Origin of the sequence: Parasedimentitalea marina (genome assembly GCF_004006175.1) — a bacterium.
Lineage (GTDB): Bacteria > Pseudomonadota > Alphaproteobacteria > Rhodobacterales > Rhodobacteraceae > Parasedimentitalea > Parasedimentitalea marina.
Map to the genome: position 1 here is coordinate 1,906,515 of NZ_CP033219.1, position 23,251 is coordinate 1,929,765.

Annotated in this window: 18 protein-coding genes and 12 pseudogenes; 15 read left to right on the forward strand and 15 right to left on the reverse strand. The window is 56.3% G+C overall.

All coding sequences use genetic code 11. The features are described 5' to 3' along the window. Positions 1-63: 63 nt before the first annotated feature. From EBB79_RS09295 to EBB79_RS09310, 4 genes are all read right to left on the reverse strand, one after another. The gene (locus tag EBB79_RS09295; RefSeq protein WP_127748642.1) at positions 64-1,035 is read right to left on the reverse strand and encodes a beta-ketoacyl-ACP synthase III; all 972 of its coding nucleotides are present in this window, start codon (positions 1,033-1,035) and stop codon (positions 64-66) included. 20 nt (positions 1,036-1,055) lie between these two features. After that, positions 1,056-2,162 carry a phosphate acyltransferase PlsX gene (gene plsX / locus EBB79_RS09300; RefSeq protein WP_127748643.1) on the reverse strand — a complete coding sequence of 369 codons (1,107 nt, stop codon included), beginning with the start codon at positions 2,160-2,162 and terminating at the stop codon, positions 1,056-1,058. Between the two features lie 36 nt (positions 2,163-2,198). Next, positions 2,199-2,399: a 50S ribosomal protein L32 gene (rpmF, locus tag EBB79_RS09305; RefSeq protein WP_127748644.1), complete on the reverse strand. Its 201-nt coding sequence runs from the start codon at positions 2,397-2,399 to the stop codon at positions 2,199-2,201. Positions 2,400-2,624: 225 nt separating this feature from the next. Next, entirely contained in the window at positions 2,625-3,161 is a 537-nt protein-coding gene (locus EBB79_RS09310) for a YceD family protein (protein ID WP_127748645.1), read from the reverse strand. Positions 3,162-3,246: 85 nt separating this feature from the next. Between EBB79_RS09310 and EBB79_RS09315 the strand changes: the two genes are divergently transcribed. The 3 genes and pseudogenes from EBB79_RS09315 to EBB79_RS25225 all read left to right on the forward strand — a co-directional run bounded on the left by EBB79_RS09315 (position 3,247) and on the right by EBB79_RS25225 (position 6,390). Beyond that, the gene (locus EBB79_RS09315; RefSeq protein ID WP_127748646.1) at positions 3,247-3,714 is read left to right on the forward strand and encodes an outer membrane protein assembly factor BamE; all 468 of its coding nucleotides are present in this window, start codon (positions 3,247-3,249) and stop codon (positions 3,712-3,714) included. A 58-nt stretch (positions 3,715-3,772) separates the two neighbouring features. Further along, positions 3,773-4,511: pseudogene (locus EBB79_RS09320) on the forward strand (GNAT family N-acetyltransferase). A gap of 86 nt (positions 4,512-4,597) precedes the next feature. Then, a pseudogene (locus EBB79_RS25225) lies at positions 4,598-6,390 on the forward strand (ABC-F family ATP-binding cassette domain-containing protein). Between the two features lie 140 nt (positions 6,391-6,530). Here EBB79_RS25225 and EBB79_RS09330 read toward each other — a convergent pair. The 4 genes and pseudogenes from EBB79_RS09330 to EBB79_RS24795 all read right to left on the reverse strand — a co-directional run bounded on the left by EBB79_RS09330 (position 6,531) and on the right by EBB79_RS24795 (position 8,394). After that, entirely contained in the window at positions 6,531-6,926 is a 396-nt protein-coding gene (locus EBB79_RS09330) for a sugar O-acetyltransferase (protein ID WP_338045795.1), read from the reverse strand. After that, positions 6,811-7,059, reverse strand: coding sequence for a maltose acetyltransferase domain-containing protein (locus EBB79_RS25440; protein ID WP_338045803.1), 249 nt, complete (start codon positions 7,057-7,059; stop codon positions 6,811-6,813). Before EBB79_RS25440 ends, EBB79_RS09330 begins: the two co-directional genes overlap by 116 nt. 55 nt (positions 7,060-7,114) lie before the next feature. After that, positions 7,115-7,862 (reverse strand): annotated as a pseudogene (locus EBB79_RS09335) (SDR family NAD(P)-dependent oxidoreductase). Between the two features lie 181 nt (positions 7,863-8,043). Then, positions 8,044-8,394: a GNAT family N-acetyltransferase gene (locus EBB79_RS24795; RefSeq protein ID WP_420850387.1), complete on the reverse strand. Its 351-nt coding sequence runs from the start codon at positions 8,392-8,394 to the stop codon at positions 8,044-8,046. On the opposite strand from EBB79_RS24795, the gene EBB79_RS24800 reads away from it, so the two are divergent. Both EBB79_RS24800 and EBB79_RS24400 read left to right on the forward strand, forming a co-directional pair. Continuing rightward, positions 8,374-8,754 (forward strand): hypothetical protein, encoded by a 381-nt coding sequence (locus tag EBB79_RS24800; protein WP_238705102.1) that lies wholly within the window; start codon positions 8,374-8,376, stop codon positions 8,752-8,754. The genes EBB79_RS24795 and EBB79_RS24800 overlap by 21 nt on opposite strands. Positions 8,755-8,877: 123 nt before the next feature. Then, the gene (locus EBB79_RS24400) at positions 8,878-9,033 is read left to right on the forward strand and encodes a hypothetical protein (RefSeq protein ID WP_164860720.1); all 156 of its coding nucleotides are present in this window, start codon (positions 8,878-8,880) and stop codon (positions 9,031-9,033) included. 58 nt (positions 9,034-9,091) lie between these two features. Here EBB79_RS24400 and tyrS read toward each other — a convergent pair whose 3' ends face one another. Beyond that, complete coding sequence (gene tyrS / locus EBB79_RS09345; protein WP_127748647.1) at positions 9,092-10,345, reverse strand: tyrosine--tRNA ligase; 1,254 nt, start codon at positions 10,343-10,345, stop codon at positions 9,092-9,094. A 186-nt stretch (positions 10,346-10,531) separates the two neighbouring features. On the opposite strand from tyrS, the pseudogene EBB79_RS24810 reads away from it, so the two are divergent. Continuing rightward, a pseudogene (locus EBB79_RS24810) lies at positions 10,532-11,576 on the forward strand (anhydro-N-acetylmuramic acid kinase); the annotation flags it as partial. 23 nt (positions 11,577-11,599) lie between these two features. Here the strand turns inward: EBB79_RS24810 and EBB79_RS09355 are convergent. Further along, entirely contained in the window at positions 11,600-12,016 is a 417-nt protein-coding gene (locus EBB79_RS09355; RefSeq protein WP_164860778.1) for a cupin domain-containing protein, read from the reverse strand. Positions 12,017-12,165: 149 nt separating this feature from the next. On the opposite strand from EBB79_RS09355, the pseudogene EBB79_RS25605 reads away from it, so the two are divergent. From EBB79_RS25605 to EBB79_RS09365, 4 genes and pseudogenes are all read left to right on the forward strand, one after another. Beyond that, positions 12,166-12,315, forward strand: a pseudogene (locus tag EBB79_RS25605) (hypothetical protein); the annotation flags it as partial. 142 nt (positions 12,316-12,457) lie between these two features. After that, a complete protein-coding gene (locus EBB79_RS25610) occupies positions 12,458-12,619 on the forward strand; it encodes a protein adenylyltransferase SelO family protein (protein ID WP_420850388.1) in 162 nt (53 codons plus the stop codon). Positions 12,620-12,844: 225 nt separating this feature from the next. Continuing rightward, entirely contained in the window at positions 12,845-13,483 is a 639-nt protein-coding gene (locus EBB79_RS25620; protein ID WP_420850389.1) for a protein adenylyltransferase SelO family protein, read from the forward strand. Between the two features lie 170 nt (positions 13,484-13,653). Next, positions 13,654-14,352: an endonuclease/exonuclease/phosphatase family protein gene (locus EBB79_RS09365; RefSeq protein ID WP_127748649.1), complete on the forward strand. Its 699-nt coding sequence runs from the start codon at positions 13,654-13,656 to the stop codon at positions 14,350-14,352. A 58-nt stretch (positions 14,353-14,410) separates the two neighbouring features. Here EBB79_RS09365 and EBB79_RS09370 read toward each other — a convergent pair. Further along, positions 14,411-15,720 (reverse strand): annotated as a pseudogene (locus EBB79_RS09370) (DEAD/DEAH box helicase). 374 nt (positions 15,721-16,094) lie between these two features. On the opposite strand from EBB79_RS09370, the gene EBB79_RS09375 reads away from it, so the two are divergent. Continuing rightward, positions 16,095-16,508 carry a Fur family transcriptional regulator gene (locus EBB79_RS09375; RefSeq protein ID WP_127748650.1) on the forward strand — a complete coding sequence of 138 codons (414 nt, stop codon included), beginning with the start codon at positions 16,095-16,097 and terminating at the stop codon, positions 16,506-16,508. A gap of 115 nt (positions 16,509-16,623) precedes the next feature. On the opposite strand, the pseudogene EBB79_RS09380 reads toward EBB79_RS09375, so the two are convergent. After that, positions 16,624-17,498 (reverse strand): annotated as a pseudogene (locus EBB79_RS09380) (isocitrate lyase/PEP mutase family protein). 157 nt (positions 17,499-17,655) lie between these two features. Between EBB79_RS09380 and EBB79_RS09385 the strand changes: the two are divergent. From EBB79_RS09385 to EBB79_RS09400, 4 genes and pseudogenes are all read left to right on the forward strand, one after another. Further along, positions 17,656-18,408: a DMT family transporter gene (locus EBB79_RS09385; protein WP_338045796.1), complete on the forward strand. Its 753-nt coding sequence runs from the start codon at positions 17,656-17,658 to the stop codon at positions 18,406-18,408. 282 nt (positions 18,409-18,690) lie between these two features. Next, a pseudogene (eno, locus tag EBB79_RS09390) lies at positions 18,691-19,966 on the forward strand (phosphopyruvate hydratase). Between the two features lie 78 nt (positions 19,967-20,044). Beyond that, a pseudogene (locus EBB79_RS09395) lies at positions 20,045-20,496 on the forward strand (MEKHLA domain-containing protein). Between the two features lie 253 nt (positions 20,497-20,749). Further along, positions 20,750-21,067, forward strand: a complete 318-nt coding sequence (locus tag EBB79_RS09400; RefSeq protein WP_127748651.1) for a GNAT family N-acetyltransferase — start codon at positions 20,750-20,752, stop codon at positions 21,065-21,067. A 20-nt stretch (positions 21,068-21,087) separates the two neighbouring features. On the opposite strand, the pseudogene EBB79_RS09405 reads toward EBB79_RS09400, so the two are convergent. The 3 pseudogenes from EBB79_RS09405 to mazG form a co-directional block, all read right to left on the reverse strand. Next, positions 21,088-21,535, reverse strand: a pseudogene (locus tag EBB79_RS09405) (GNAT family N-acetyltransferase). A 136-nt stretch (positions 21,536-21,671) separates the two neighbouring features. Further along, positions 21,672-22,270: pseudogene (locus tag EBB79_RS09410) on the reverse strand (nucleoside hydrolase); the annotation flags it as partial. A 125-nt stretch (positions 22,271-22,395) separates the two neighbouring features. Beyond that, positions 22,396-23,225, reverse strand: a pseudogene (gene mazG / locus EBB79_RS09415) (nucleoside triphosphate pyrophosphohydrolase). Between the last annotated feature and the right edge of the window lie 26 nt (positions 23,226-23,251).

A 23,251-nucleotide genomic window follows, 5' to 3' on the forward strand; every position in this document is an offset into this window, starting at 1 on the left:
TAGGGCGTAGAGAATTTCCCTGTCAATATCAATGATTTGCAGCGACCGTATTTGCTTAAGTACTTACCAGCGCAGAACCACGGCGCCCCAGGCCAGTCCGCCGCCAATTGCTTCGGCAACAATCAGGTCACCTTGCTTGATTTGGCCGCGCAGTTTTCCAACTGAAAGCGCCAGTGGGATTGAGGCCGCAGAAGTGTTGCCATGATCCTGAACTGTCACCACAACCTTGTCCATGCTCAGGCCCATTTTCTTGGCGGTGCCCTGAATAATGCGAATATTGGCTTGGTGCGGTACGATCCAATCAATGTCAGACGCCGTCAGATTGGCCCGGTCCAATGCCGTATTGGCAGTCGAGGCCAGTTTTTCTACAGCGTGGCGGAATACCTGATTGCCCTGCATCCGCAAGAAGCCGGTGCTCTGAGTGGAAACACCGCCATCTACGTGCAGCAGGTCCTTATAGCGCCCATCCGAGTTTAGGTCTGTCGACAGTAGCCCGCGGTCGTCAGCAGAGCCTTCGCCATTTTGAGCCTCAAGCACGAGCGCACCGGCACCATCGCCAAACAGCACGCAGGTTGATCGATCCGTCCAATCCATAATGCGGCTAAAGGTTTCGGCACCGATCACCAGCACGCGTTTGGCCTGGCCTGATAGAATCAGCGCGTTGGCATTGCTCAGGGCATAGACAAATCCAGCACATACGGCCTGAACATCAAAGGCAAATCCCTTGGTCATGCCCAATGCAGCCTGAACCATGGTTGCGGCTGATGGAAAGGTGAAATCGGCCGTTGATGTGGCCAGTACAATGGCGTCTATGTCATCGGCATCGCAGCCCGCATCGGCCAATGCGGCCTTGGCGGCATGTGTGGCCAGAACAGAGGTGGTTTCACCCTCAGCGGCAAAATGACGACGCTCGATACCCGAGCGTGACCGAATCCATTCGTCTGTGGTTTCAAGTTTGGCTTCGAACTCAGCGTTTTCGACCACTCGCTCGGGAAGATAATGCCCAACACCGATAATCACAGCACGTCGCGTCATTCTATGGTCTGCCTTTAGTCTTAGTGTTCCGTGGCTCGTGTGGGGTCACGGTCAGGCTCACTTTGGGTAAGCTCGACCGAGGATGCAACCCGTGCCGCCAGTTTTTCTGCAAAGCCCTGTTGGGCAAGCAAGAATGCCAGTTTAACCGCCGCTGATACCCCGGTGGCATCTGCGCCACCATGAGATTTTACAATTGTTCCATTCAGGCCGAGGAAAACTCCGCCGTTCACCCGTCGTGGATCAATCTTTTTGGAAAGCCGGTTGAGTGAGGGCAGGGCAAACAGGGCGGCCAAACGGGACAAAATCGAATACATGAACGATTCGCGCAGTGTTTCCCGGATCAGACTGGCGGTGCCCTCACCGGTTTTTATGGCCACATTGCCGGTAAATCCGTCGGTGACGATCACATCGGCTGTGCTGCCGGGAATATCGCTGCCTTCGACAAATCCGACAAACTCAAAATTGCCGCGGTCCGCGTGGTCCGCGATCAGCGTATAAGCTTCCTTGAGTTCGGCGTGGCCTTTGTGCTCTTCAGTACCGACATTCAGCAGGCCAACGCGCGGGCGGGGGATGTCCATTGAATTGCGGGTATATGAGGTGCCCATCAAGGCATATTGTAACAGATCCTTGGCATCGGCGCGCACGTCGGCCCCAACATCCAGCATCACGTTAAACCCTTGGGGATTTCGTGATGGCCAAAGAATGGCAATCGCCGGACGGTTCACACCAGGCAATTTACGCAGGCGGATCATGCTAATCGCCATCAAGGCGCCAGTGTTACCACAGGAGACCGCGCCCGCAGCTTCGCCATTCTTGACCGATTCCACGGCAGACCACATGGAGGTGTTCTTGCCGTTGCGCATCACCTGACTGGGCTTGTCTTCCATCGATACGACTTCAGAGGCATCGTGGAATTCAACCCGGTCCGCCAGAATACGCTTTTTCGCGACCAAAGGTTTCAATCGATCGCTAGGGCCATGCAGGATAAATCTGATGTCAGGATTCTTGGCCGCTGAGATAGCAATGCCGGCCACCACTGCTGTGGGGCCGGCATCTCCGCCCATGGCGTCGACCGAAATCGTTATTCGGCTGGCAGGCACCGTAGATGGTTCGGATTGAGCCGTCATGTGTTACCTGCCTGCATTAGGAGCCTGGGACGCAGCTTATGCAGCGTCTTCGTCGATTTCGTCGTTCATGGCGACGATTTCTTTTTCACCGTAGTTGCCGCAGGAGGGGCAAACGTGATGAGGACGCTTCAATTCGCCGCAGCTCGAACATTCGTTCGGGTTTGCAGCAACCAGGGAATCGTGTGCACGACGGTTGTTGCGACGCGACTTGGATACTTTATTCTGTTGGACAGCCATGGTCTCAACCTTTGTTTATTAGGGCCATAGGGCAGATCCCGAGGCTGATTTCGTTGTTCGTTTCAAACGGTGTGACGTGCGTTTAGGCTGCAGCCCGTCCGATGTCCAACCATAATTCCGATGAGCGCGCGAAAATACTGCGAATCTCGCGCGATGCAAGGGCTTTTAGGCGAGCTGAGCGGTTAGAGCCAGAGCTCATCTGGTTCAAACCGCGAAAAAAGCGGATCATTGATCTTTTTTTAGTTGGTTCTGCAGATCAGCAAGCCCAGCAAACGGGCGCGTATCTTCGTCGCGCATCGGTTCCTGGCCAGGCTCTGTATAAACAGCTTCACCCAATTCGACACTTTCTTTCCTTGGATACTGAGGCAATGCTAGCGCCAAAGCTTCACTCATAATGGCATAGGGGTCGATGTGGCTTTCCAGTGGCTCCACATTGTCGTCCTCGGGCATTTCCACTTCCGGCTCGTCCGAAGTCACTGCTCCGGCAAGGAAATGTCGCTTCACAGGGATGTCTATACGGGTTGTGACCGGATCCAACGTAATCACGCAGGTTTGCAGGGCGGTTGCGCCCAAAGTTCCAGTCAGGATCCAATCACGGCGATCTTGTGCTTCGATTTTACCGGCGAACTTCATTTTGCGCAGTCCGCGCAACCCCAGGTCGTTGGCCAGCTCTTTTAGCATGGCGGTATCCGGCTGGATATCAAAGGTTGTCGGGCGATTTTGAGGCAGATCGGCAACGCGTAACGCGGGGCTATCAGTCATGGCGTGAACTTTCGTTTCTTGAACCGGAGGCCGGGTTTAGGTAGTCGGGATCAAAGGCGTTATCAAGCCGCGACGGGAGAGCAGCATGTTGGCAATGACAGATTGGTTAAAAACGGGGACCAAAATTGTGGTTTTAGTTGGGGCTGGAGTGGCCTTGGCTGGCTGCGCAGCGCAGTATCGCAATCACGGTTATGTTCCGACCGAAGAGGAACTTGCCGAAGTTGTCGTTGGTGTGGATACACGGGATTCCGTTACTGAAACCATTGGCGCACCGTCTTCGTCGGGTGTTCTTGACGAAAGCGGATACTATTACATCGCGACCCAATTGCGGCACTATGGACCCAGTCAACCCAAGCCGGTTTCGCGTGAGTTGGTTGCTATCAGCTTTGATCAGTCCGGAGTCGTTAGCGGGGTCGAACGCTTTGGTCTTGAAAACGGCAATGTGATTCCCCTGGAGCGCCGGGTGACCAGTTCCGGTATTCAGGATAAAACATTCCTGCGTCAGTTGTTGGGTAGCATTGGCAATATTTCACCCGGTGGTTTAGTCGAGTAATCTGTCGATTGCCGGTTTCTGTCCAACCGCCGAGCGCACCACTTTAACGGGGGTCGCAATGTCACAGCGCGCCGAGATTCTGTGCAAAGGTGGCTATCGAGCCCGGTTTGCCGCAGGGCAACAGGATCTGACTGCCGCACAGGCCTTGCGCACCCAGTGTTTTGGTACTGGCGATACAGATCTGGATAAGTTTGATGCGCTGTGCTCGCATATCCTGATTGAGGATCTCCGGACAGGATTTTTTGGTCTGCGCCTTTCGGCTTTTGCATCTGTCAGATGGTCAGGGCATTGCGCATAGCTATTCGGCGCAATTTTATGATTTGTCGCGGCTTGCGGATTATCCCATGCGATGATCGAAGTGGGGCGATTTTGCAGTCATCCAACTTGGCGTCATCCGGACATATTGCGCCTTGCCTGGGCGGTCCTGACCCGCATTGTTGACGAGAATGGCGCACAAATGCTGTTTGGCTGTTCGTCTTTGCAGGCACCAACGCCGAGCCTCACTTTCATGCTTTTGCCGCTTTGCAACGGCGTTATCTTGCACCCGACCGCTGGCGACCATTGGCCAAGGCCCCAATCTGGTTCACTTTGATCAGTTGCAGCGCCCCAATGACATCGATGCGCAGGCTATTCAGGCCATCCCACCTTTGTTGCGCAGCTATCTAATGATGGGGGGGTGGGTCAGCGATCATGCGGTGGTAGATACGGAGCTGAACACGCTGCATGTCTTTACCGGGCTGGAAGTCGGATCGATTTCAGAGTCGCGCCGCCGTTTGCTGCGCGGGATGGCGGGGTGATTTCAGGTATTTGGCAGGGCAAGAAATCAGATGCGCAACGAGTGGTTGGCGTTGACCTGCCAGAGGCAGCGCTGTAGCAGGCTGCCATGGCACGTATTCCTCTTTTGCAGATGTCCGGAATCGCACTGACTTTTGGTGGTGATCCGGTTTTTTCCGATCTTGATCTGGTGGTTCATCCCAGCGACCGTGTGGCGCTGGTTGGCCGCAATGGATCGGGTAAATCCACTTTGATGAAGGTGATGGGGGTTGGTCCCGACACAGGCACCATCGTTATTCCTCCGGGGCGCTCCGTTGGCTATATGGAGCAGGATCCGACGATGTCGGGGTTTGCCACATTGGGTGACTTCGCCTGCAGTGAATTGGAACCCGGTGAACTGTATAAGGTTGAACGGGCGGGAGAAGGTCTGAAATTCGACCCTGCGCGTTCGGTTGACACTGCATCCGGCGGAGAGCGTCGCCGGGCGGCACTGGCCAAGCTGATGGCTGAATCGCCCGATCTTATGCTGCTGGACGAGCCCACCAACCATTTGGACATCGAGGCAATCGGCTGGCTTGAACGCGAGTTGAAAAGCACGCGTGCGGCCTATGTGCTGATCTCGCACGACCGCGCTTTTTTGCGGGCTTTGACCCGTGCCACGCTGTGGATTGATCGCGGTCAAGTGCGGCGGCAGGAAAAGGGATTTGAAGCCTTTGAAGCCTGGCGTGATACCATCTGGGAAGAAGAGGACACGCAGCGTCACAAGTTGAACCGGCTGATCAAATCAGAAGCCCGCTGGGCAGTTGAAGGCATCAGCGCGCGGCGTAAACGGAATATGGGACGGGTTCGGGCGCTAAACGATCTTCGGGCTGAACGTTCGAGCCAGATAAAACGCCAGGGAACCGCGGACTTCGCGCTGGAGAGTTCTCCGAAATCGGGGCGCAAGGTGATCGAGGCCGAGGCGATTACCAAGGGTTTGGCGACAAACAGATCGTCGCGGATTTTTCACTGAAGGTGCAGCGCGGCGACCGGGTGGCCTTTGTCGGCCCAAATGGTGTGGGCAAGACGACCCTGTTGAATATGTTGCTGGGGCTGGTGGAACCGGACGAGGAACAGTCAAGCAAGGCACCAAGTTGGAGATCGCCCTGTTTGACCAGGCGCGTGATCAGCTGAATCCGGACCTTAGCCTATGGGACAATCTGACCACCGATCCTGAGATGGGCGTGTCGGGCAAAGCGGATCAGGTGATGGTGCGCGGTATGCCCAAGCATGTGGTTGGTTACCTGAAGGATTTCCTGTTTGACGAAAGTCAGGCGCGGGCCCCTGTTCGATCCCTGTCAGGCGGTGAGAAGGCGCGGTTACTGCTGGCCAAACTGATGGCGCGACAAAGTAACCTGCTGGTGCTGGATGAACCGACAAACGATCTGGATATCGAAACACTGGATCTGTTGCAGGAGTTGCTGGACAATTACGACGGGACAGTGCTGCTGGTCAGTCACGACCGTGACTTTCTGGACCGCGTCGCGACCACCACCATCGCGATGGAGGGCAATGGCCGCGCTGTCGCTTATGCGGGCGGTTGGACTGACTACCTGTCACAGCGGGTGCCGGTCGAAGGGGATAAGGTCAAAGGCGCCAAAGGGTCCAGGGCAAGGCCAAGCAAGAGGTGAAACCTGTCTCGGGACTATCTTTCACTGAAAACACCGGCTGGAGGCTCTGCCGGGCGAGATCGAACGACTGGAACAGGAAATTACCAAGCTTGAGGGATTGATGGCGGATCCGGAGCTGTTCACGCGTCAGCCGGTTAAGTTCAAGAAGGCTAGCGAGGCCCTGGAGCAGCGACAACAAAACTGGCGACATCCGAGGAGGAGGATGGAGTTGGAAGAGAAGGCGGGTGGTTGACTTCGCATCGTCTGTTTTGCGGAGGACCTGAAGTGGGGGGCGCTGCCCCTCTGGAGCATCAATAGATTGGTGCTCCATTCACCCCTGGGATATTTATGGCCAGATGAAGCTGCGCGGAGTGTGGGGCACTGGCGGCTGTTCTAGGTTTCAAGAACCCGTGCTGGTGCGCCGACAACAGTTGTTCCTGCTGCAACATCAGACAGAACCACAGATCCGGCGCCGACAATGGCTCTGTCGCCGATACTCACACCGGGCATGAGGATTGCGCTGCCGCCGATCCATACATCCTGGCCTATGGTGACGGGCAGGGCGATTTCCTGCCCCTGGCTGCGCAAAAGTGCGTCTTTGTGGTGTTGCGCGCAGTAGATCTGAACATTGGGGCCAAACATGCAGCGATCCCCTATGGTGACAGGGGCAGTGTCAAGAATGGTGCAGCCTGCATTCAGATAGACATTGTCTCCCAAAGTGATGTTGATCCCATAGGCACAGTGAAATGGTGCCTCGATAAAACAGTGGTTGCCGTAAGCGGCAAACAAGTCGGCCCAGGGTGGACTGAAGGGGTGCCCCTGTCGGGGGCGTCAAATTATGCTGGTGAACAGCCACGCGCGCTGTGTGGCGTAGTGCGTCCAACTCGGTGTCCAGGCAGCAGTACCAGTCACCAGATTGCATCTTTTCGCGTTCGGATCTGGTCACATTGGCCTCCTGCTGCCTTATTTCATATGGCTTAGCGCATCCGTAAAGCACCGTCGAGGCGGATAACTTCACCGTTCAGATAGCCCATCTCGACAATGAAACCGGCAGTACGGCCGTATTCGGATGGGTCACCAAGGCGGGCTGGGTTTGGCACATCTTCGGCAAGTTGTTTGCACGTCTTCGGGCAATCCGGCCAGCATCGGGGTCATGAAAATACCGGGCGCTATGGTCATTACACGGATTCCAGTCGAGGCCAGGTCACGGGCCATTGGCAAACACATGCCGACGACGCCCCCTTGGAAGCGGCATAAGCGGCAGCCTTTTGACCATCAAAAGCCGCAACTGAGGCGGTGTTGATGATCACGCCGCGAGCGCCATCGGGTTCGGGCTCGTTCTTGGCAATCTCCATCGCAGCAAGGCGGCCGACATTGAAGGTGCCAACCAAATTGATGTCGATGGTGCGTTTGAAGGCGTCCAGCGGGTGCGGTCCATCGCGACCGACTGTTTTGATGCCATAGGCGATGCCAGCGCAGTTTACGCAGGCGGTGATTTTGCCCATCTTGGAGATGGCGTCTTGGACTGCAGCATGGACAGAACTTTCATCGGTGACATCGGTTTGAAAAAGTGACCGCCAATTTCGGCGGCAACTGTCGGTCCGCGCTCCGCGTCCCGGTCCAGAATGGTGACTTGGGCTCCGTTTTCGGCGAAGTGACGTGCTGTTGCTTCCCCAGTCCCGAAGCGCCGCCGGTGATGATGGCGGCTGTGGTCGACAATTTCATGAGCGCAGGTCCTTGTGCTATCTGAACAGGTGTTCAGATAGCCATACGCTTAGATCTGTCCAGTTTTCCGGGGCGTCATCAGGCCACGATCAAGCGCGGCAAGCGGCCGCAGCAGGCGTCCCATAGGGGCCAATAGGCCCATGTGCCGCCCAAGACGTGTACATTGGCGCCGGTTCCAAGTTTAAAACGGGCCAGCCCAGAGGCATCTTCGGTATTGATCAGGCCCAGATCCACCGGTGTAGCCTTTGGTTGCAAGCCAGTTCATGGCTTGCCACATCAACAGGTTATGGGCGGATAGGGCCCGGCCTTGGTCCGTGGAGTGACTGACATGGTAACTGGCGCTGGTGCCATGACACAGGATCAAAACCGCAGCGACGCTCTCTTTGCCATCAAAGGCCTGGAACAATTTTGCCTTACCGGGATTTTCATGGATATAGGCAAGTGTCAGGTCCAGTGGCCAGTTGCGATAGCCACGCTGGCCTTGCTGTTTGGCTTCGGCCTGAAACAGCCAATGACCGGGATCCTGTGGCATATTCTGCCGGGTGACCCTGAGCGATTGCGATTCGGCGTGCTTCAGACGGTTACGCCATTTCTGGTGCAACGCAGCGTGGCGCTGTTCTTGGGGGCTGTCAAATCGAGGCGGGCAACCTGTGCCGGGCTCATCAATGGGACGGCGCCGAGTTTGGCCAGTTCGGGTGTCGGGTTTTCAGGTGACAGAATGACCGGGGTGGCGCAGGCCCTGCTCTTGCAGGATTTCAAGCAGGCGCAAAGGTTTGTCAATACGCGCACGGTTGACCATGGCGACGTCAAAACGCCCCATAAAACGGCGGCGCATGACCAATGTGTCGCTGATCTGGTCCAGAATCAGCGGATCCTGGCCGCGATAGCGTAAAGCGCGTGCAAACTCCTGCGATTGGGCAAGGGATCGGATGGGGTGGATTGTTGAATGGGGCGGGGCATCACATCAGCTGGCGTAAAATCAAACATGAAGACCATTAACGCTGTGGAAACCTAAATGATGGTTAATGAAACTATGAAAAATCAACATAAAATCATGGGCCACCACGCGCCCGCGCCGCGGATGACAAAAGCAGCTGCGTTTCTTGTGGCCACGGCCCTGTCAGTGCCCGTCTTCATCCTGCTGAATTGTATTGCCTGGCTGATGGGCTGACCCATAGCGCCCGGTCCGCAAATGATGCGGGCCGGGGAAATGTTATAAACGCGGTGGCTTAACTGTCTAGCCGAACCAGCGCATGGCGCTTTTTACCGGCACTCAGCTTGATCGGTGAGGCCAGCGTGTTGGTGTTGATCATCAAACCAGCGTCGGTCAGTGGTGCATCGTCCAGTTTTGCCCCATTTTCTGCGATCAGGCGCTTGGCTTCCTTCCCGGTTTTTGCCAGTCCGGATTTTACGATCAGTTGTACGATCGAGATGCCATCGCCCAGTTCGGACGCTGATAGCGACAGGGTGGGCAAGTCACCGCCAACGCCGCCTTTTTCAAACACTTCACGGGCCGTGGATTCGGCTTTTGCCGCCGCATCAGCACCGTGCAAAAGCGTGGTCACTTCGTTTGCCAGACGGATCTTGGCCTCGTTGATCTCGGATCCTTCCAACGCGCCCAGACGGTCACATTCGTCTATTGGCAGTTCGGTATAGAGCTTCAGGAACCGGCCCACGTCGGCATCAGTGGTGTTACGCCAGAACTGCCAGAACTCGTACGACGACAGCATGTCGGGATTCAGCCAGATCGCACCGGACTGCGATTTGCCCATCTTTTTGCCGTCCGAAGTGGTCAGAAGTGGTGAGGTCAGGCCAAAAACTTCGCCTTCAATGGTTCGGCGGGTCAGGTCGATACCGTTGACGATATTGCCCCACTGATCCGAGCCACCCATCTGCAAAACACAGCCATAGCGGCGGTGAAGTTCCATGAAGTCATAGGCTTGCAGGATCATGTAGTTGAACTCAAGGAAGCTAAGCGATTGCTCCCGGTCAAGACGCGACTTCACGCTCTCAAACGCCAACATCCGATTGACCGAGAAGTGACGGCCGATGTCGCGCAAAAATTCCAGGTAGTTCAACCCGTCCAACCATTCGGCGTTGTTGATCATCACCGCGCCGTTGGCGTCGTCGCTATAGTCGACATAGGCCGAGAACACTTTTTTGATGCCGGCGATATTGTCGTCAATCTGTGCTTCGGTCAGCAGCGGACGTTCATCAGCGCGAAACGAGGGATCGCCCACCTTAGTGGTGCCGCCGCCCATCAGGGTGATCGGCTTGTGCCCGGTTTTCTGGAACCACCGCAACATCATGATTTGGATCAGCGATCCGACATGCAGCGACTTGGCAGTGGCGTCAAAACCAATGTAAGCAGGCTGGCCCGGGGTCAGCAGGGCTTCGTCCAGGCCCTGATAGTCGGTGCAATCGGCCAAATAGCCGCGCTCGATCATTACGCGCATGAATTCCGATTTGGGATGGTAGGTCATGATGTGCCTCGGCTATGGATTGCGTCGGCCTGTATAAAACGCAATTGCGGCAGTGGGAACAGGTTTTCGAGAGAAAAACACTATCCTTTAAGGATGGTTAACGGGCAGACTAGGCCTGGCAGGACAAAAGGGGCTGGGAATGAGCAACGTCATTTCAAAACTGGTGTGGTAAAGGCGTTGGGCGCAATGAGCGGCACGTCATTGGACGGTGTTGATGCAGCTATTATAGAGACCGACGGCAGGCAGATTTATGGCTTTGGGGCCTCAGCCTATCGTGGCTATTCTCAGACGGAAAGAGATCCTGCGTGCAGGATTGGGGTGCTGGGGTGGCGATACAGCCGAGGCCGCGGCGCAGGTGGTAGACACCGCCCATTCCGAATTGATGTCCGGGTTTTCCGACTACGACATTGCCGGTTTTCACGGCCAGACACTGGCCCATGCACCGCGTCAGCAGGGCACCTTTCAGGTTGGCGATGGCACTGCTTTGGCGGAAAACTGGGAAAACCCGTGGTCTGGGACTTTCGCTCGGATGATGTGGCAATGGGCGGCGAGGGCGCACCACTGGCGCCGTTCTTTCACTTTGCCTGTGCCAAGTATCTGAACCTGCGCCAACCGGTTTGCTTTCTTAATCTCGGCGGTGTTGGTAATCTTACCTATGTTGATCCGCGCTTTGACTCAGCTGAACAGCCGGGGCATTGCTGGCCTTTGATACTGGTCCTGCCAATGCTCCGGTGAACGATCTGATGCAGGCCCGGCTGGGGCTGCAGATGGACGAGGGCGGCCGCGTCGCACAGAGTGGCACAGTAGAAACGGGCGCGCTCGAATTGTTTTGGCGGAATCGTTCTTTTCAAAGCTTCCGCCCAAATCTCTGGATCGCAATGATTTCTCTGAGATGATCACGCTGGTCAGAGAGTTGAGCGACGCGGATGCCGCCGCGACACTGACCGCAATGTGCGCCGCCGGGTGGCCCAAGGGATGCAGCATTGCCCAGAAAAGCCCACGGTGGTTTTGACCACGGGCGGCGGTCGCCATAACCCAGTGCTGATGCAGATGCTGTCGGTCTCGCTGGACTGCCCGGTCAAACCGGTTGAGGAGGTCGGGCTGGACGGTGATATGCTTGAGGCGCAGGCCTTTGGTTATCTTGCAGTGCGAGTGGCACGGGGATGGTGTCCTCGGCCCCGGCACCACCGGTGTCAGCGCCTGTGTCGGCGGCGGCGTGGTCAGCGTGCCGGGGATCGCAAGGCGGGATAACACCTATCCGCGCGCAATGTCAAACCCGGGTGGTGCCAGTTCAAACCCGTCAAACTGGAACCCCGGCGACACGGTGCAACTGACCAAAGTGTAATCGCCGGTGCTGCGGGCAGCTTGCCAGTGCCCCTCTGGGACCAGGATCTGCGGCTCTCCTTCGCGCAGGTCCGGGCTAAGCAGATAATCCTGTGCCGGACCACGATCGTTCTGCGCCAGCGATAGCACCAGCGGCGCCCTGAGTGGAATAGCCAGATTTCGGTGGCGTCCACACGGTGCCAATGGCTGCTCTCCAGCGGCCAGTAGGAAATATATGCAAGTGCCACTGGCGCGGCCTTCGTTCGCGGCCTGCCAGGTTTGCCGGTACCAGCCGCCTTCGGGATGCGGTTGCAGATCAAGCCTGGCGATAATCTCCTGTGCGGTCATGGTATTGGGCGCTCCTTTATGGCTGGAATTTTCATATTGAATGCATATGTTGTGATCATGAAACTGCATATCCCCTTTGATAATTCATACGCGCGCCTTGCTCCCGGATTCTACAGCAAACAAGCGCCTGAACCGGTAAAATCCCCACTTTGATTGCCTTCAACCAGGATCTGGCGAAACTGCTGGGTATCACTCCGGGTGACTGGGATGAGATGGGCCGGGTGTTTGGCGGCAATCAACAGCCCGATGGCGCCGAGCCACTGGCGCAGCTATATGCGGGGCATCAGTTTGGCAGTTTCAACCCGCAACTTGGCGATGGCCGCGCCGTCTTGCTGGGGAAACTGTCGGTACCGATGGACAGAGGCGCGATATTCAACTTAAGGGATCGGGTCGCACCCCTATTCCCGCCAGGGCGACGGGCGCGCTTGGCTAGGGCCAGTTTTGCGCGAATATGTGGTTTCCGAGGCGATGCAGGCCCTTGGCATCCCAACCACGCGGGCGCTGGCGGCTGTGACCACCGGGGAAACCGTTCAACGTGAGCGGGGCCGCCGGGGCGGTCCTGACCCGCGTGGCAACGAGCCATCTGCGGGTCGGCAGCTTTGAGGTGTTCGCCAGGCGTGGTGACACGGACCGCTAAAACAGCTGACAGATTATGCAATTCAACGCCACTATCCGCAAGCCGAGGGCCCAATGGGGCTGTTGCGTGCAGTCCGCGATAAGCAGAGCAAGCTGATCGCGGACTGGATGGGGTTGGGTTTATTCACGGGGTGATGAATACCGACAACGCGTCGATCGTAACGAAACCATTGATTATGGCCCCTGCGCCTTTTGGATAAATACCATCCGCAAACGGTGTTCAGCTCAATCGACCGCACTGGCCGCTATGCCTATGACAATCAGCCCGCAATCGCCGTATGGAATTTGGCACAATTGGCCACAGCTCTGATCCAGCAGCTTGACGATCCGCAACAAGGCGTCGAGCAGGCAACTGAAATTGTGCATGCCATGCCCGCGCTGACCCAACACCATTGGGAGCAAAACTTTCGCTCCAAACTGGGCATTTCAATTGCCGGCGCCAATGATCTGGAACTGATCTCGGACCTGCTAAGTCTAATGGCGCAAAATGAAAGCGACTTCACCAATACATTCCGTGGGTTGGCGACAGGTCATGCCCGTGATCTGTTCACCGATCATCAGGGTTTTGACAGCTGGAATGCTCAATGGCAGGCACGATTAGGCAATGAACCCGATCCAAAGGCCCTGATGCTGAGAACCAATCCGGCTTATATTCCGCGAAACCACCAAATTGAGCACATGATAGACGCCGCCGTCGCAGGCGATTACACATTGTTCCACACCTTAAATCAGGTCCTGGCCCAGCCCTTTTCGGAACATCCAGATCATGTTGCCCTGCGCCAGCCTCCAACATCGGACCAGATCGTCGCGGCCACCTTTTGCGGCACGTGATCGCCTTCATCTGGCCCTAAATATCCTCGGGGGTGAATTGGCCAACGGCCAAGAGGGGGCAGACAGCCCCTTTGTCGTTAGGACCAGCGAAAAGATCGGCACCCTGTACCTGACCCGCAGAATATCCAATAAGCAGAATACCCAATAAAGAGGCAACCAAAGGAATCCCGATGTCCGTGCCAACCCTGCGACTGGCCAGCTACAATATCCAAAAATGTGTTGGTCTGGATCTGCGCCGCAGGCCTCGGCGCACATTGCAGGTGATAGAGGGCACCGGGGCGCAAATCATGCTGCTGCAAGAAGCTGACAAACGGTTGCCACCGCGTCCCGCAGCGTTACCGCATTTTGTGTTGGACGAGGCCGGCTGGCAAATCGTTGATCTCGGCGGGGCTGGCTCTTTGGGCTGGCATGGTAATGCGATCGTCTGGCGCTCAAATTCCGTCAAAATGCGGGACTACGGTCACATCCACCTGCCGGGACTGGAGCCGCGTGGCGCAGTCTGGGCTACGTTTGACACTGCCATCGGCCCGCTGCGGGTGATCGGAGCCCACCTTGGATTGACCGGCAAGGCGCGTCATGAACAGGTGCTGCACTTGGCGCGCACCGGCGCCAACTTTGATGACACTCCCATGGTTTGGGGTGGTGACTTTAACGAGTGGTCCCGGGCCCCGGTTCTGGATCACTTGGCTCCGGACATGACCTTTCTGGCCCCCAAGCCGAGCTTTCCGGCTTTGCGGCCCATTGGGGCGCTGGACCGAATGGCTGTTGGGCCGGATCTACAGGTGACAGCGCATGGGGTGTACCGGGAACGTCCGGCGCATATAGCCTCGGATCATTTGCCGGTCTGGGCCGATCTGTGCCGTGCATGAAAATCCCGCTCCGGCTTGAACCGAAACGGGATTTGAATTGGCTTAATGCTGACTGGGTTCAGGCTGCGGTACGATTGCTGCCACCACCGCCGCCACCGCGACGTCGACGGTTGCCACCACCTGGTTTCGCACCGTCTCCACCACCCGAGGATCTGCGTTGGCCACCCTGGCCACCGCCGCCACCGCCCCGACGACGATTACCGCCACCGCCATTGGGCTTTTTCTTGGCACCGGGCTGGACTTCCCATGGGGTGCCCGAGGCAACAGGAATTATCGTGCCCAGAACCTTCTGAATGTCTTTCAATTCACCCATTTCGTCGGGCGCGCAGAATGCAATCGCAGCACCATCTTTGCCAGCGCGCGCTGTCCGGCCGATCCGGTGGACATAGGCATCTGGCACGTTGGGCAGGTCATAGTTGTAGACGTGTTTGACATCCGGAATATCCAGACCACGGGCCGCTACATCGGTGGCAACCAGCACTTTAATAGCGCCGGATTTGAACGCCGCAATGGCGCGGTCGCGCTGTCCCTGGCTTTTGTTACCGTGGATCGACGCGGTTGAGAAACCGGCTTTTTCCAGGGTCTTCATCAACTTTTCCGAGCCATGCTTGGTACGGCCAAAGACCAGCGACCGCTCGTCCATGTGCTTGGCCAGCAGTTCCTTCAGTAGTGCAGTCTTTTCCGCCTTGGCGATAAAGTGGATTTCCTGCGTCACTTTGTCGGCGGCTTTGCCCGGAGGCGAGACTTCGACGCGGATCGGGCTTTGAGGTAGCTGGCCGCAATCTCGTTCATCTGTTTTGGCATGGTGGCCGAAAACAACATGGTCTGACGTTCGGTCGGCAGCAGAGCTGCGATTTTGCGCAGGGCGTGGATGAATCCCATGTCCAGCATCTGGTCGGCTTCGTCCAGCACCAGAAAGTCACAGGACCCCAGATTCAGCGCACGGCGATCCAGAATGTCCAGTAAACGACCGGGGTGGCGACCAGAATGTCGGTGCCACGGGCAATGCGCTGGATCTGCGGGTTGATCGACACACCGCCAACCACCAAGCCAACACTCATTGTTGAGCCTTCCATCAGGCCCTTGATTTGCTGACTGATCTGATTTGCCAGTTCGCGGGTTGGAGCCAGAACCAGACCGCGTACGGTTTGGGGGCTGGTTTACGCTCATACTGCATCATCTGTGCAATCAGTGGCACACCAAAGGCTGCTGTCTTGCCGGTGCCGGTCTGGGCCAGCCCCAAGACGTCGCGACCTTGCAACGCATGCGGGATCGCGTGCGATTGAATGGGGTCGGGTCTTTGAAACCCATGGCTTCGATCCGGTTCAGAAGCTTCTCGGGAAGCCCCATTGTTGAGAATTCACTCAAGTCATATCCTTTCGCAGCCCTTGCAGATGCAATGGCCGGTTTTGCCGCATCCAGTGCGACGAGTTGGGGCAGGGACCTCGGGCGCAGCTGGCCGTATGCCAGCGAGCCGGTCGTCTGCTCGTGCCCCACGCGTGATTTTGGGAACGCAGGTATTTCACTGTAGGCGCTGGAGACCGAAGTCTCGGAGGGGCATACATGCCCGAACGCCTCTGCTCACGCGGCAGAGAGGGATACCTGGTGGGGCAAATGGCTGTGGATAAGGCATTTGTCAACCAGCATTCTGTGATAAAACCCGGTTTTCGCGCGCCTGTTCTTTCGTTACACAGGGCAACCAAGCGCACTAAGAGTGCACTGTGAGCGCACAGAGGATGCCGATGCCTGACACAATTATTTCTCGCTGCGAAGCCAAAGGCCTGCGTATGACAGGGCAACGCCGGATCATTGCCCGCGTATTGCAAGACAGTGATGATCACCCGGATGTTGAGGAACTTTACGCCCGTGCCAGTTCACTGGACGCGGGAATTTCAATTGCCACGGTCTATCGGACGGTAAAGCTGTTTGAAGAGGCAGGCATACTGGATAGGCTGGAATTTGGCGATGGTCGCGCCCGCTATGAAGATGCTGAACGCGAGCATCATGACCACCTGATTGATATGAACTCTGGCGAAGTGATCGAGTTTGTAGATCCCGAGATCGAGGCGCTGCAGGAAAAAATTGCCAAAAAGCTGGGGTATGAGTTGAAGGGCCACAAGCTTGAACTCTACGGCGTGCCAATCCGCAAGACGTAAACATCCCGATCGGGTTGTCGCTACGACGGTTACCGCGGCAGGGCCAGAACTGAGCCTTTTGGCCAAAACTTCCGGGTAATGTTGGCTCGTGCAGTTTAGTCGTTACTGGTCGGTGTTACCCGTTGTCAGTTTTTGCCCCTGCAGCCATAAAATTGGTGGCGTCGGTGTGGCTGAGGGCCTGGCTGGCATAGGTGAATGTGCCCTGTTCAAGGACTTCATTTGCGGCACGGACCATGGCGCCAAGGGCGCGCGCAAATGAGCCGCCAACGCTGACACGTTTGACGCCAGCATTTGCAAGTTCAGTCAGAGACCAGGTTGGCCCGCTGAGCCCCATGACCACATTCACCGGCTTGTCCACCGATGCACAGAGCGTCGCGATGGAGTTCAGGTCTGGCAGGCCGGGGCATATAACACGTCCGCACCGGCGTCACCAAAGGCCTGTAACCGTGCGATGGTGTCCGCAAGGTCAGGCCGTCCACAAACGAAGTTTTCGGCGCGTGCGGTCAGCAAAAACGGCTTGTCACTGCAGGCTTGGACCGCCGCATGCATGCGGTCGACTGAAAGATCAAAGTCATAAATAGGATTGTCAGCGTCCCCTGTTGTGTCCTCGATCGAGCCACCGACCAAGCCGATTTCCACGGCCTGTAGTATCGTATCTTCGCAGGCTTTGGGGGTGGCACCAAAACCATTTTCCAAGTCTGCAGCAACTGGCAGATCGCTGGCGGCGATTATGTCTCGGGCATTTGCCAAAATATCTTCTCGGCTAACCGCGCATTCTGAATCACGTTTCCCAATCGAAAACGCCAGTCCGGCGCTGGTCGTCGCCAGGGCCTCAAACCCAAGCTGGTCGAGCATCATCGCGGTGCCGGCGTTCCAGGGGTTGGGAAGTACAAAGGCGCCGGGGCGGCTATGTAAATTCCGAAATGTCTCATACTTGCGTTCTGCGGGTGTCATGAGTTCTTCCTCGACTGGTGATTGTAGTTTAGACATCTTGGAACAAAATGGGAACGCATAAAATTCTGTGATGGATTACCTCAAGATCTGTTGCGAATATGGGTCGCGAATGGGATAGCGCTGAGACCCTTTTGCCGTTTGCCTGACGATATGACTTCGAAGCGCTGGCGCTCCTTTTGATGGAACTACGAAAATGAACAACCTCAACGGTATCTTGATGGTTATCGTCGCAATGGCGGCGTTCACGTTGGAGGATATGTTTATCAAACATCTGTCTCAGGATATTCCAGTGGGGCAGATTTTGATTTTGCTGGGCATTGGCAGCGGTGGTGTTTTTGCCAGTCTGGCGGTTTATCAGCGGCAGAACCTGCTTGCCAAGGCAGCCTGGCGTCCCATCATGGTGTTTCGCATTCTGTCCGAGGCCTTGGGCGCGATGTGCTTTTCCACGGCGTTGTCTTTGGTTGATCTGTCTACAGTGGCTGCGGTTTTTCAGGCGCTGCCCTTGGTGATCACCATAGCGGCCCTGTTCATGAACGAACAGGTCGGGTGGCGTCGGTGGAGCGCGATCCTTGTAGGGTTTATTGGCGTATTGTTCATTATCCGTCCCGGATTGGCCGGATTTGAACCGGCGTCTCTACTGGTGCTGGCAGCTGTATTAGCGATTGCGCTGCGCGATTTGTTGACCCGACTTATCGATAGCAAAGTGTCGTCCACCGTGGTCAGTTTCCAGGGCTGTGCAGCCTTTACCGTGGCGGGCGCAGTGTTGTTGCTTGTGACCCCAGGCGAGGTCACTTCGGTGAGCCTGTCGCAGGGTTGGATGATTGCAGCAGGGACGGTGTTTGGCATGATGGGTTACTACGGCATTGTAGTGGCTATGCGGGTCGGTGATGCCTCGGCGGTGACGCCGTTTCGCTATTCGCGACTGCTGTTTTCGATCCTGGCTTAACATGGTAATGTTCAATGAACGTCCCGATATGATGACTATGGTCGGAGCATCACTGATCCTTGATCCGGATTGTATACCTTTCTGCGCGAACGACGACTGGCCCGGGCAGATGATATGGCAGTGGCCTAAAGGCTGGAATTTCGCCATGTGTTTTACAAGATTGGGAAATGTTAGCGCCAAATAAGCTCTAAGAGGTGTGTTAGCGATAACGCTGGTGGTTTACATTTTCTCTGTGTCTACTTATGACGCTGGCAATGAAACGTCATTGTCAGGGACATTCCGATGAGCACCATTATCGACATTCACGCCCGCGAAATTTCGATAGCCGGGGTAACCCGACAGTTGAGGTTGATGTGATGCTGGAAGACGGCACCATGGGCCGCGCTGCTGTGCCCTCGGGTGCATCGACCGGCGCGCATGAAGCCGTTGAAAACGCGATGGCGACAAAAGCCGCTATATGGGCAAGGGTGTGTTGGACGCCGTGGCCGCAGTCAACGGCGAGATCGCCGATATGCTGGTTGGCTTTGATGCAACAGAACAGGTGTCAATTGACCAAGCCATGATCGAGCTGGACGGGACCGACAACAAAAGCCGTCTGGGGGCGAATGCGATTCTGGGTGTCTCTTTGGCTGTGGCCAAGGCCGCTGCAGATTTCACCACACAGCCTTTGTATCGCTATATCGGTGGCACCTCGGCCCGCGTTCTGCCGGTTCCGATGATGAATATCATCAACGGTGGTGAACACGCAGACAACCCAATCGACATTCAGGAATTCATGATCATGCCTGTGGCTGCGGAAAATATCCGCGAGGCTGTGCGCATGGGGTCAGAAGTATTTCACACCCTGAAGAAAGAGCTGACGGCTGCTGGCCTGTCCACTGGTATTGGCGACGAGGGTGGCTTTGCGCCGAACATCGGGTCCACCCGCGAAGCACTGGATTTTATCCTCAGCTCGATCGAAAAGGCCGGTTATAAGGCCGGTGAAGAGATCTATCTGGCGCTGGATTGTGCGGCGACCGAATATTACAAGGATGGCAAATACGTTTTGTCGGGTGAGGGCAAGTCGCTGACATCCGAGGAAAACGTGGCTTATTTGGCTGCGCTGGCCAATGACTACCCGATCATCTCGATCGAAGACGGTATGGCCGAAGATGACTGGGACGGCTGGAAACTGCTGACCGAGACCATCGGTGACAAGGTGCAGCTGGTCGGCGACGATCTGTTCGTAACCAACCCGGCACGTCTGGCGGATGGCATTGCCCAAGGTTCTGCCAATTCGATGCTGGTGAAAGTGAACCAGATCGGCACCCTGACGGAAACTCTGCAGGCTGTCGACATGGCGCACCGCGCGGGCTTTACCAATGTGATGTCGCACCGCTCTGGCGAGACTGAGGATGCCACCATTGCTGATCTGGCTGTGGCGACCAATTGTGGTCAGATCAAAACCGGCTCGTTAGCACGGTCGGACAGGCTGGCGAAATACAACCAGTTGATCCGCATCGAAGAGACCCTCGGCGAAATCGCTGTTTACGCAGGTCGGTCGGTTCTGAAACGCTAAGGCAAAATACCTAAGTACGTACGGGGTCCAACCCCGCCTGTCTGGCGGGGTTTTCCAATCCAGAGATGGCTTCTCGAGATGTCTGCACTTTCCGCCGATGATCATTTCCTTACTTCACACGCCCAACTGTTGCTGACGTCATTCCAACGTCTTGTGGGACGACCATTGTTGGTCGGGGCCAGTGCCAAGGATCTGTATCACGCTAATTTCCCAATACTGTCGCACAACACTGCAGCCGACCCGATACTAACCTACGGCAATCTGGCGGCGCAAAACCTGTGGGAAATGCAGTGGAAGGAGCTGACTGCGCTGCCATCCGTTTGACCGCTGAACCTGCTCATCGTGATACACGTGACGCCATGTTTGCGGAAATGCGGAGTAAGGGATTCATCGAAAACTATTCTGGGGTACGTATCAGTGCCAGCGGCAAGCGTTTTGAAATTAGGAATGCTGTGATTTGGTCACTTTTGAACAGTCAAGGCCAGAAGGTTGGTGAGGCGGCAACGTTTCAGGATTTTGAGTTTCTGTAGTCAGGGTATCTTTTGTACTCGCGACCAAGTATTCCGGTTGCCTTCGGTCACCTGTTGCCTTTTCTCGGCCTTTGATTAGAGTTATTTTGAATTTGATCAAATTATGAGGCCGAGATGGCAGTGTTGCAAATACGCAGAACTAAAGAGGCCGATGTTCCTGTTGTGGCTTGTTTTGTGCAGTGCCTCTTGACGAACTCTCCGGCGCCACAACACCGGGCGATGCTGCGGTGCTTGAACCGATAGCACGCGATCTTTGCAAAGCGGTGACGCTATTGGGTTGCTGGCGCAGTGGGGCGAGACGCCCGTTGGGGTGATGATGCTAAATCCCTGCGCTGCGATCTACGCTGGTGGCAGGTTTGGTGAAATCTCTGAGTTATTTGTGCTGCCTGAGTGGCGATCAAAAGGGGTAGCCGCTGAATTGCTGAAAGCAGCCACCACCCTTGGGGCCAAGATGGGGTGGAAACGGCTGGAAGTCGGTGCTCCGAACCAGCCGGAATGGAGTCGCACATTAGATTTTTACTGTGACAACGGGTTTGATGAGGTCGGACCACGATTGCGCAGGTTGATTTGACGGGCTCGCTCTGGGCCGCTTTATAGTCTTTTACTCATCAATAAATTTCCATCATTAGGTTGAAAGCGAGCACGGGCATAAAGACGCTGCGCAGCTTCGTCTTCACGGTCGACTTCCGTGTAGTGCGATGATACCGGCCTCGGCCAGGGTTTTGGGCAAGGTAATCAGGACCTCTGTTGCGATGCCACGTTTGCGCACGGGTGGGCGCACAAACAGCTCATCCACAAAGGCATCCATGCCACCATACTCGACCGACCAACTGAAGGTGACTACGATATAGCCAATCGGCGCGCGGGTGGGACCAATCAGGTAAACCGCACCGTAAGGAATGCCGTTCAGCAATGGCTCAATCCCAGCGCGGCGGCTGTCTTCGCTGCTATCGATATTTATTTCGGTATGAAACGCCGCGACGAGGGTCAGGATTTTCTCCAGATCCTCGGGGCGTGCCAGATGGTGGGCGGCGCTCATAACCCCAATGAAAATCGCATTGGCAACCCTTTCGAGCTCGGATATGCCCAATCGGGGCGGATCAGGAACGCATCACAGGGGCGCACCGGGTTTTTGGCGACCAAGCTAAAAACTTTGCCACAAATGGTGAACAACGCATCACAGCGTGCCAGGGTGACATCCACGGCACCACGATGGGACGGCCGGACTTGAAGACAATCTCGGCGGCCTCGGGGTCAACGTAGATGTTGAACTCGGCTGCCGGAGTGATGTTGCCGACCTCGAAATAGGCGCCCCCATCAGGATGATTTCCTGAACCTTTTCAACAATGTCGGGCGCCTTGTTGAACGCCGCAGCAATATTGGTCAGCGGGCCCAGGGCGCAAAGGGTAACGGTTCCCGAAGGTTGGTCGCGCAGAGTGTCGACGATGAAATCCACGCCGTGCCCATCGGCGAGCGGCATTGTCGGATCGGTCAACACTGGTCCATCAAGACCGGTTTGACCATGAACATGCTCGGCTGTGACCAGTGGGCGATGCAGCGGCGCATCGCAACCTGCGTAGACCGGGACGTTAGTCTTACCGGCGATCTCACAAATAATGCGAGCATTTTTCTGGGTCAGAGGCAGAGGTACATTGCCCGCGACAGCCGTGATGCCAAGCAGGTCAATTTCGTCCGGACTGGCGAGAGCCAGCAGAATGGCAACGGCGTCATCCTGGCCGGGGTCGGTGTCGATGATGATTTTGCGAGCAGTCATAGGGGCCTCTAGGTATTGCAAAAAAGGAGACTTGCAAGCCTGCCCTGGTTTGTCCAGTGATAGTGATTAGGGCGGGCTGCTAAATGAGGATTTCTGGCAGAAAAATGTTGTTTTGGTCCGTGGTCTTATTCAAAGGGAACAGTGCCGCGCTCATGGGCTTTTACCGCGTCCCACAGGGCGTCCATTTCGTCGAGATTACTATCCGAGGGCGTTTTCCCTATTGCCGCCAAACGGGACTCAACACCTTCAAACCGGCGGGTGAATTTAGCATTGGCGCGCCGCAGGGCGGCTTCGGGTTCTACCCCGAGGTGGCGACCCAGATTGGCCATCACGAACATCAGATCGCCGAACTCTTCTTCGACTGCGTCCTGGGTCAGCTCGTCGCGGGCCTCGACCAGTTCAGCGCTTTCCTCGGCGATCTTGTCCAAAACATTGGTAGTGGAGGGCCAGTCAAAGCCAACGCGGGCCGCGCGCTTTGCAGCTTAAAGGCGCGCAGTAGGGCAGGCAGACCAATGGCAACCCCGTCCAGGGTGCCTTTTTCGTTCTTGTTTGCGCGCTCGGCCGCTTTGATTGCCTCCCAGTCCTGCGTCTGTTGCTCGGCGGATTTATCGCGGCTTTCGTCGCCGAAAACATGCGGGTGGCGGCTGACCATTTTGTCGGACATGGTGGTGACCACATCCTGAAAGGTGAAATGCCCCGCCTCGGCCGCCATCTGGGCGTGGAAGACGGATTGAAACAGCAGATCACCTAGCTCACCTTTCAATTCCTGCCATTGCTGGCGATCAATGGCGTCGGCAACCTCATAAGCTTCTTCGATTGTGTAGGGGGCGATACTGGCAAAATCCTGCTCGATATCCCAGGGGCAGCCGGTTTCTGGGTTGCGCAGACGGCGCATGATTTCCAGCAGACGTTCGATGCCGGCGGTTTGGTCATTGATCAAGGTGTTTTCGGGCATTGCAGAGGCTTTCGTTCCAGTGTCAG

Coding starts and splice junctions, on each gene's coding strand:
- EBB79_RS09295 (WP_127748642.1), bottom strand. CDS start 1,035: ATGACGCGACGTGCTGTGATTATCGGTGTTGGGCATTATCTTCCCGAG.
- plsX (WP_127748643.1), bottom strand. CDS start 2,162: ATGACGGCTCAATCCGAACCATCTACGGTGCCTGCCAGCCGAATAACG.
- rpmF (WP_127748644.1), bottom strand. CDS start 2,399: ATGGCTGTCCAACAGAATAAAGTATCCAAGTCGCGTCGCAACAACCGT.
- EBB79_RS09310 (WP_127748645.1), bottom strand. CDS start 3,161: ATGACTGATAGCCCCGCGTTACGCGTTGCCGATCTGCCTCAAAATCGC.
- EBB79_RS09315 (WP_127748646.1), top strand. CDS start 3,247: ATGTTGGCAATGACAGATTGGTTAAAAACGGGGACCAAAATTGTGGTT.
- EBB79_RS25440 (WP_338045803.1), bottom strand. CDS start 7,059: ATGCAATCTGGTGACTGGTACTGCTGCCTGGACACCGAGTTGGACGCA.
- EBB79_RS24800 (WP_238705102.1), top strand. CDS start 8,374: ATGACCGGGATCCTGTGGCATATTCTGCCGGGTGACCCTGAGCGATTG.
- EBB79_RS24795 (WP_420850387.1), bottom strand. CDS start 8,394: ATGCCACAGGATCCCGGTCATTGGCTGTTTCAGGCCGAAGCCAAACAG.
- EBB79_RS24400 (WP_164860720.1), top strand. CDS start 8,878: ATGATGGTTAATGAAACTATGAAAAATCAACATAAAATCATGGGCCAC.
- tyrS (WP_127748647.1), bottom strand. CDS start 10,345: ATGACCTACCATCCCAAATCGGAATTCATGCGCGTAATGATCGAGCGC.
- EBB79_RS09355 (WP_164860778.1), bottom strand. CDS start 12,016: ATGACCGCACAGGAGATTATCGCCAGGCTTGATCTGCAACCGCATCCC.
- EBB79_RS09365 (WP_127748649.1), top strand. CDS start 13,654: ATGTCCGTGCCAACCCTGCGACTGGCCAGCTACAATATCCAAAAATGT.
- EBB79_RS09375 (WP_127748650.1), top strand. CDS start 16,095: ATGCCTGACACAATTATTTCTCGCTGCGAAGCCAAAGGCCTGCGTATG.
- EBB79_RS09385 (WP_338045796.1), top strand. CDS start 17,656: ATGAACAACCTCAACGGTATCTTGATGGTTATCGTCGCAATGGCGGCG.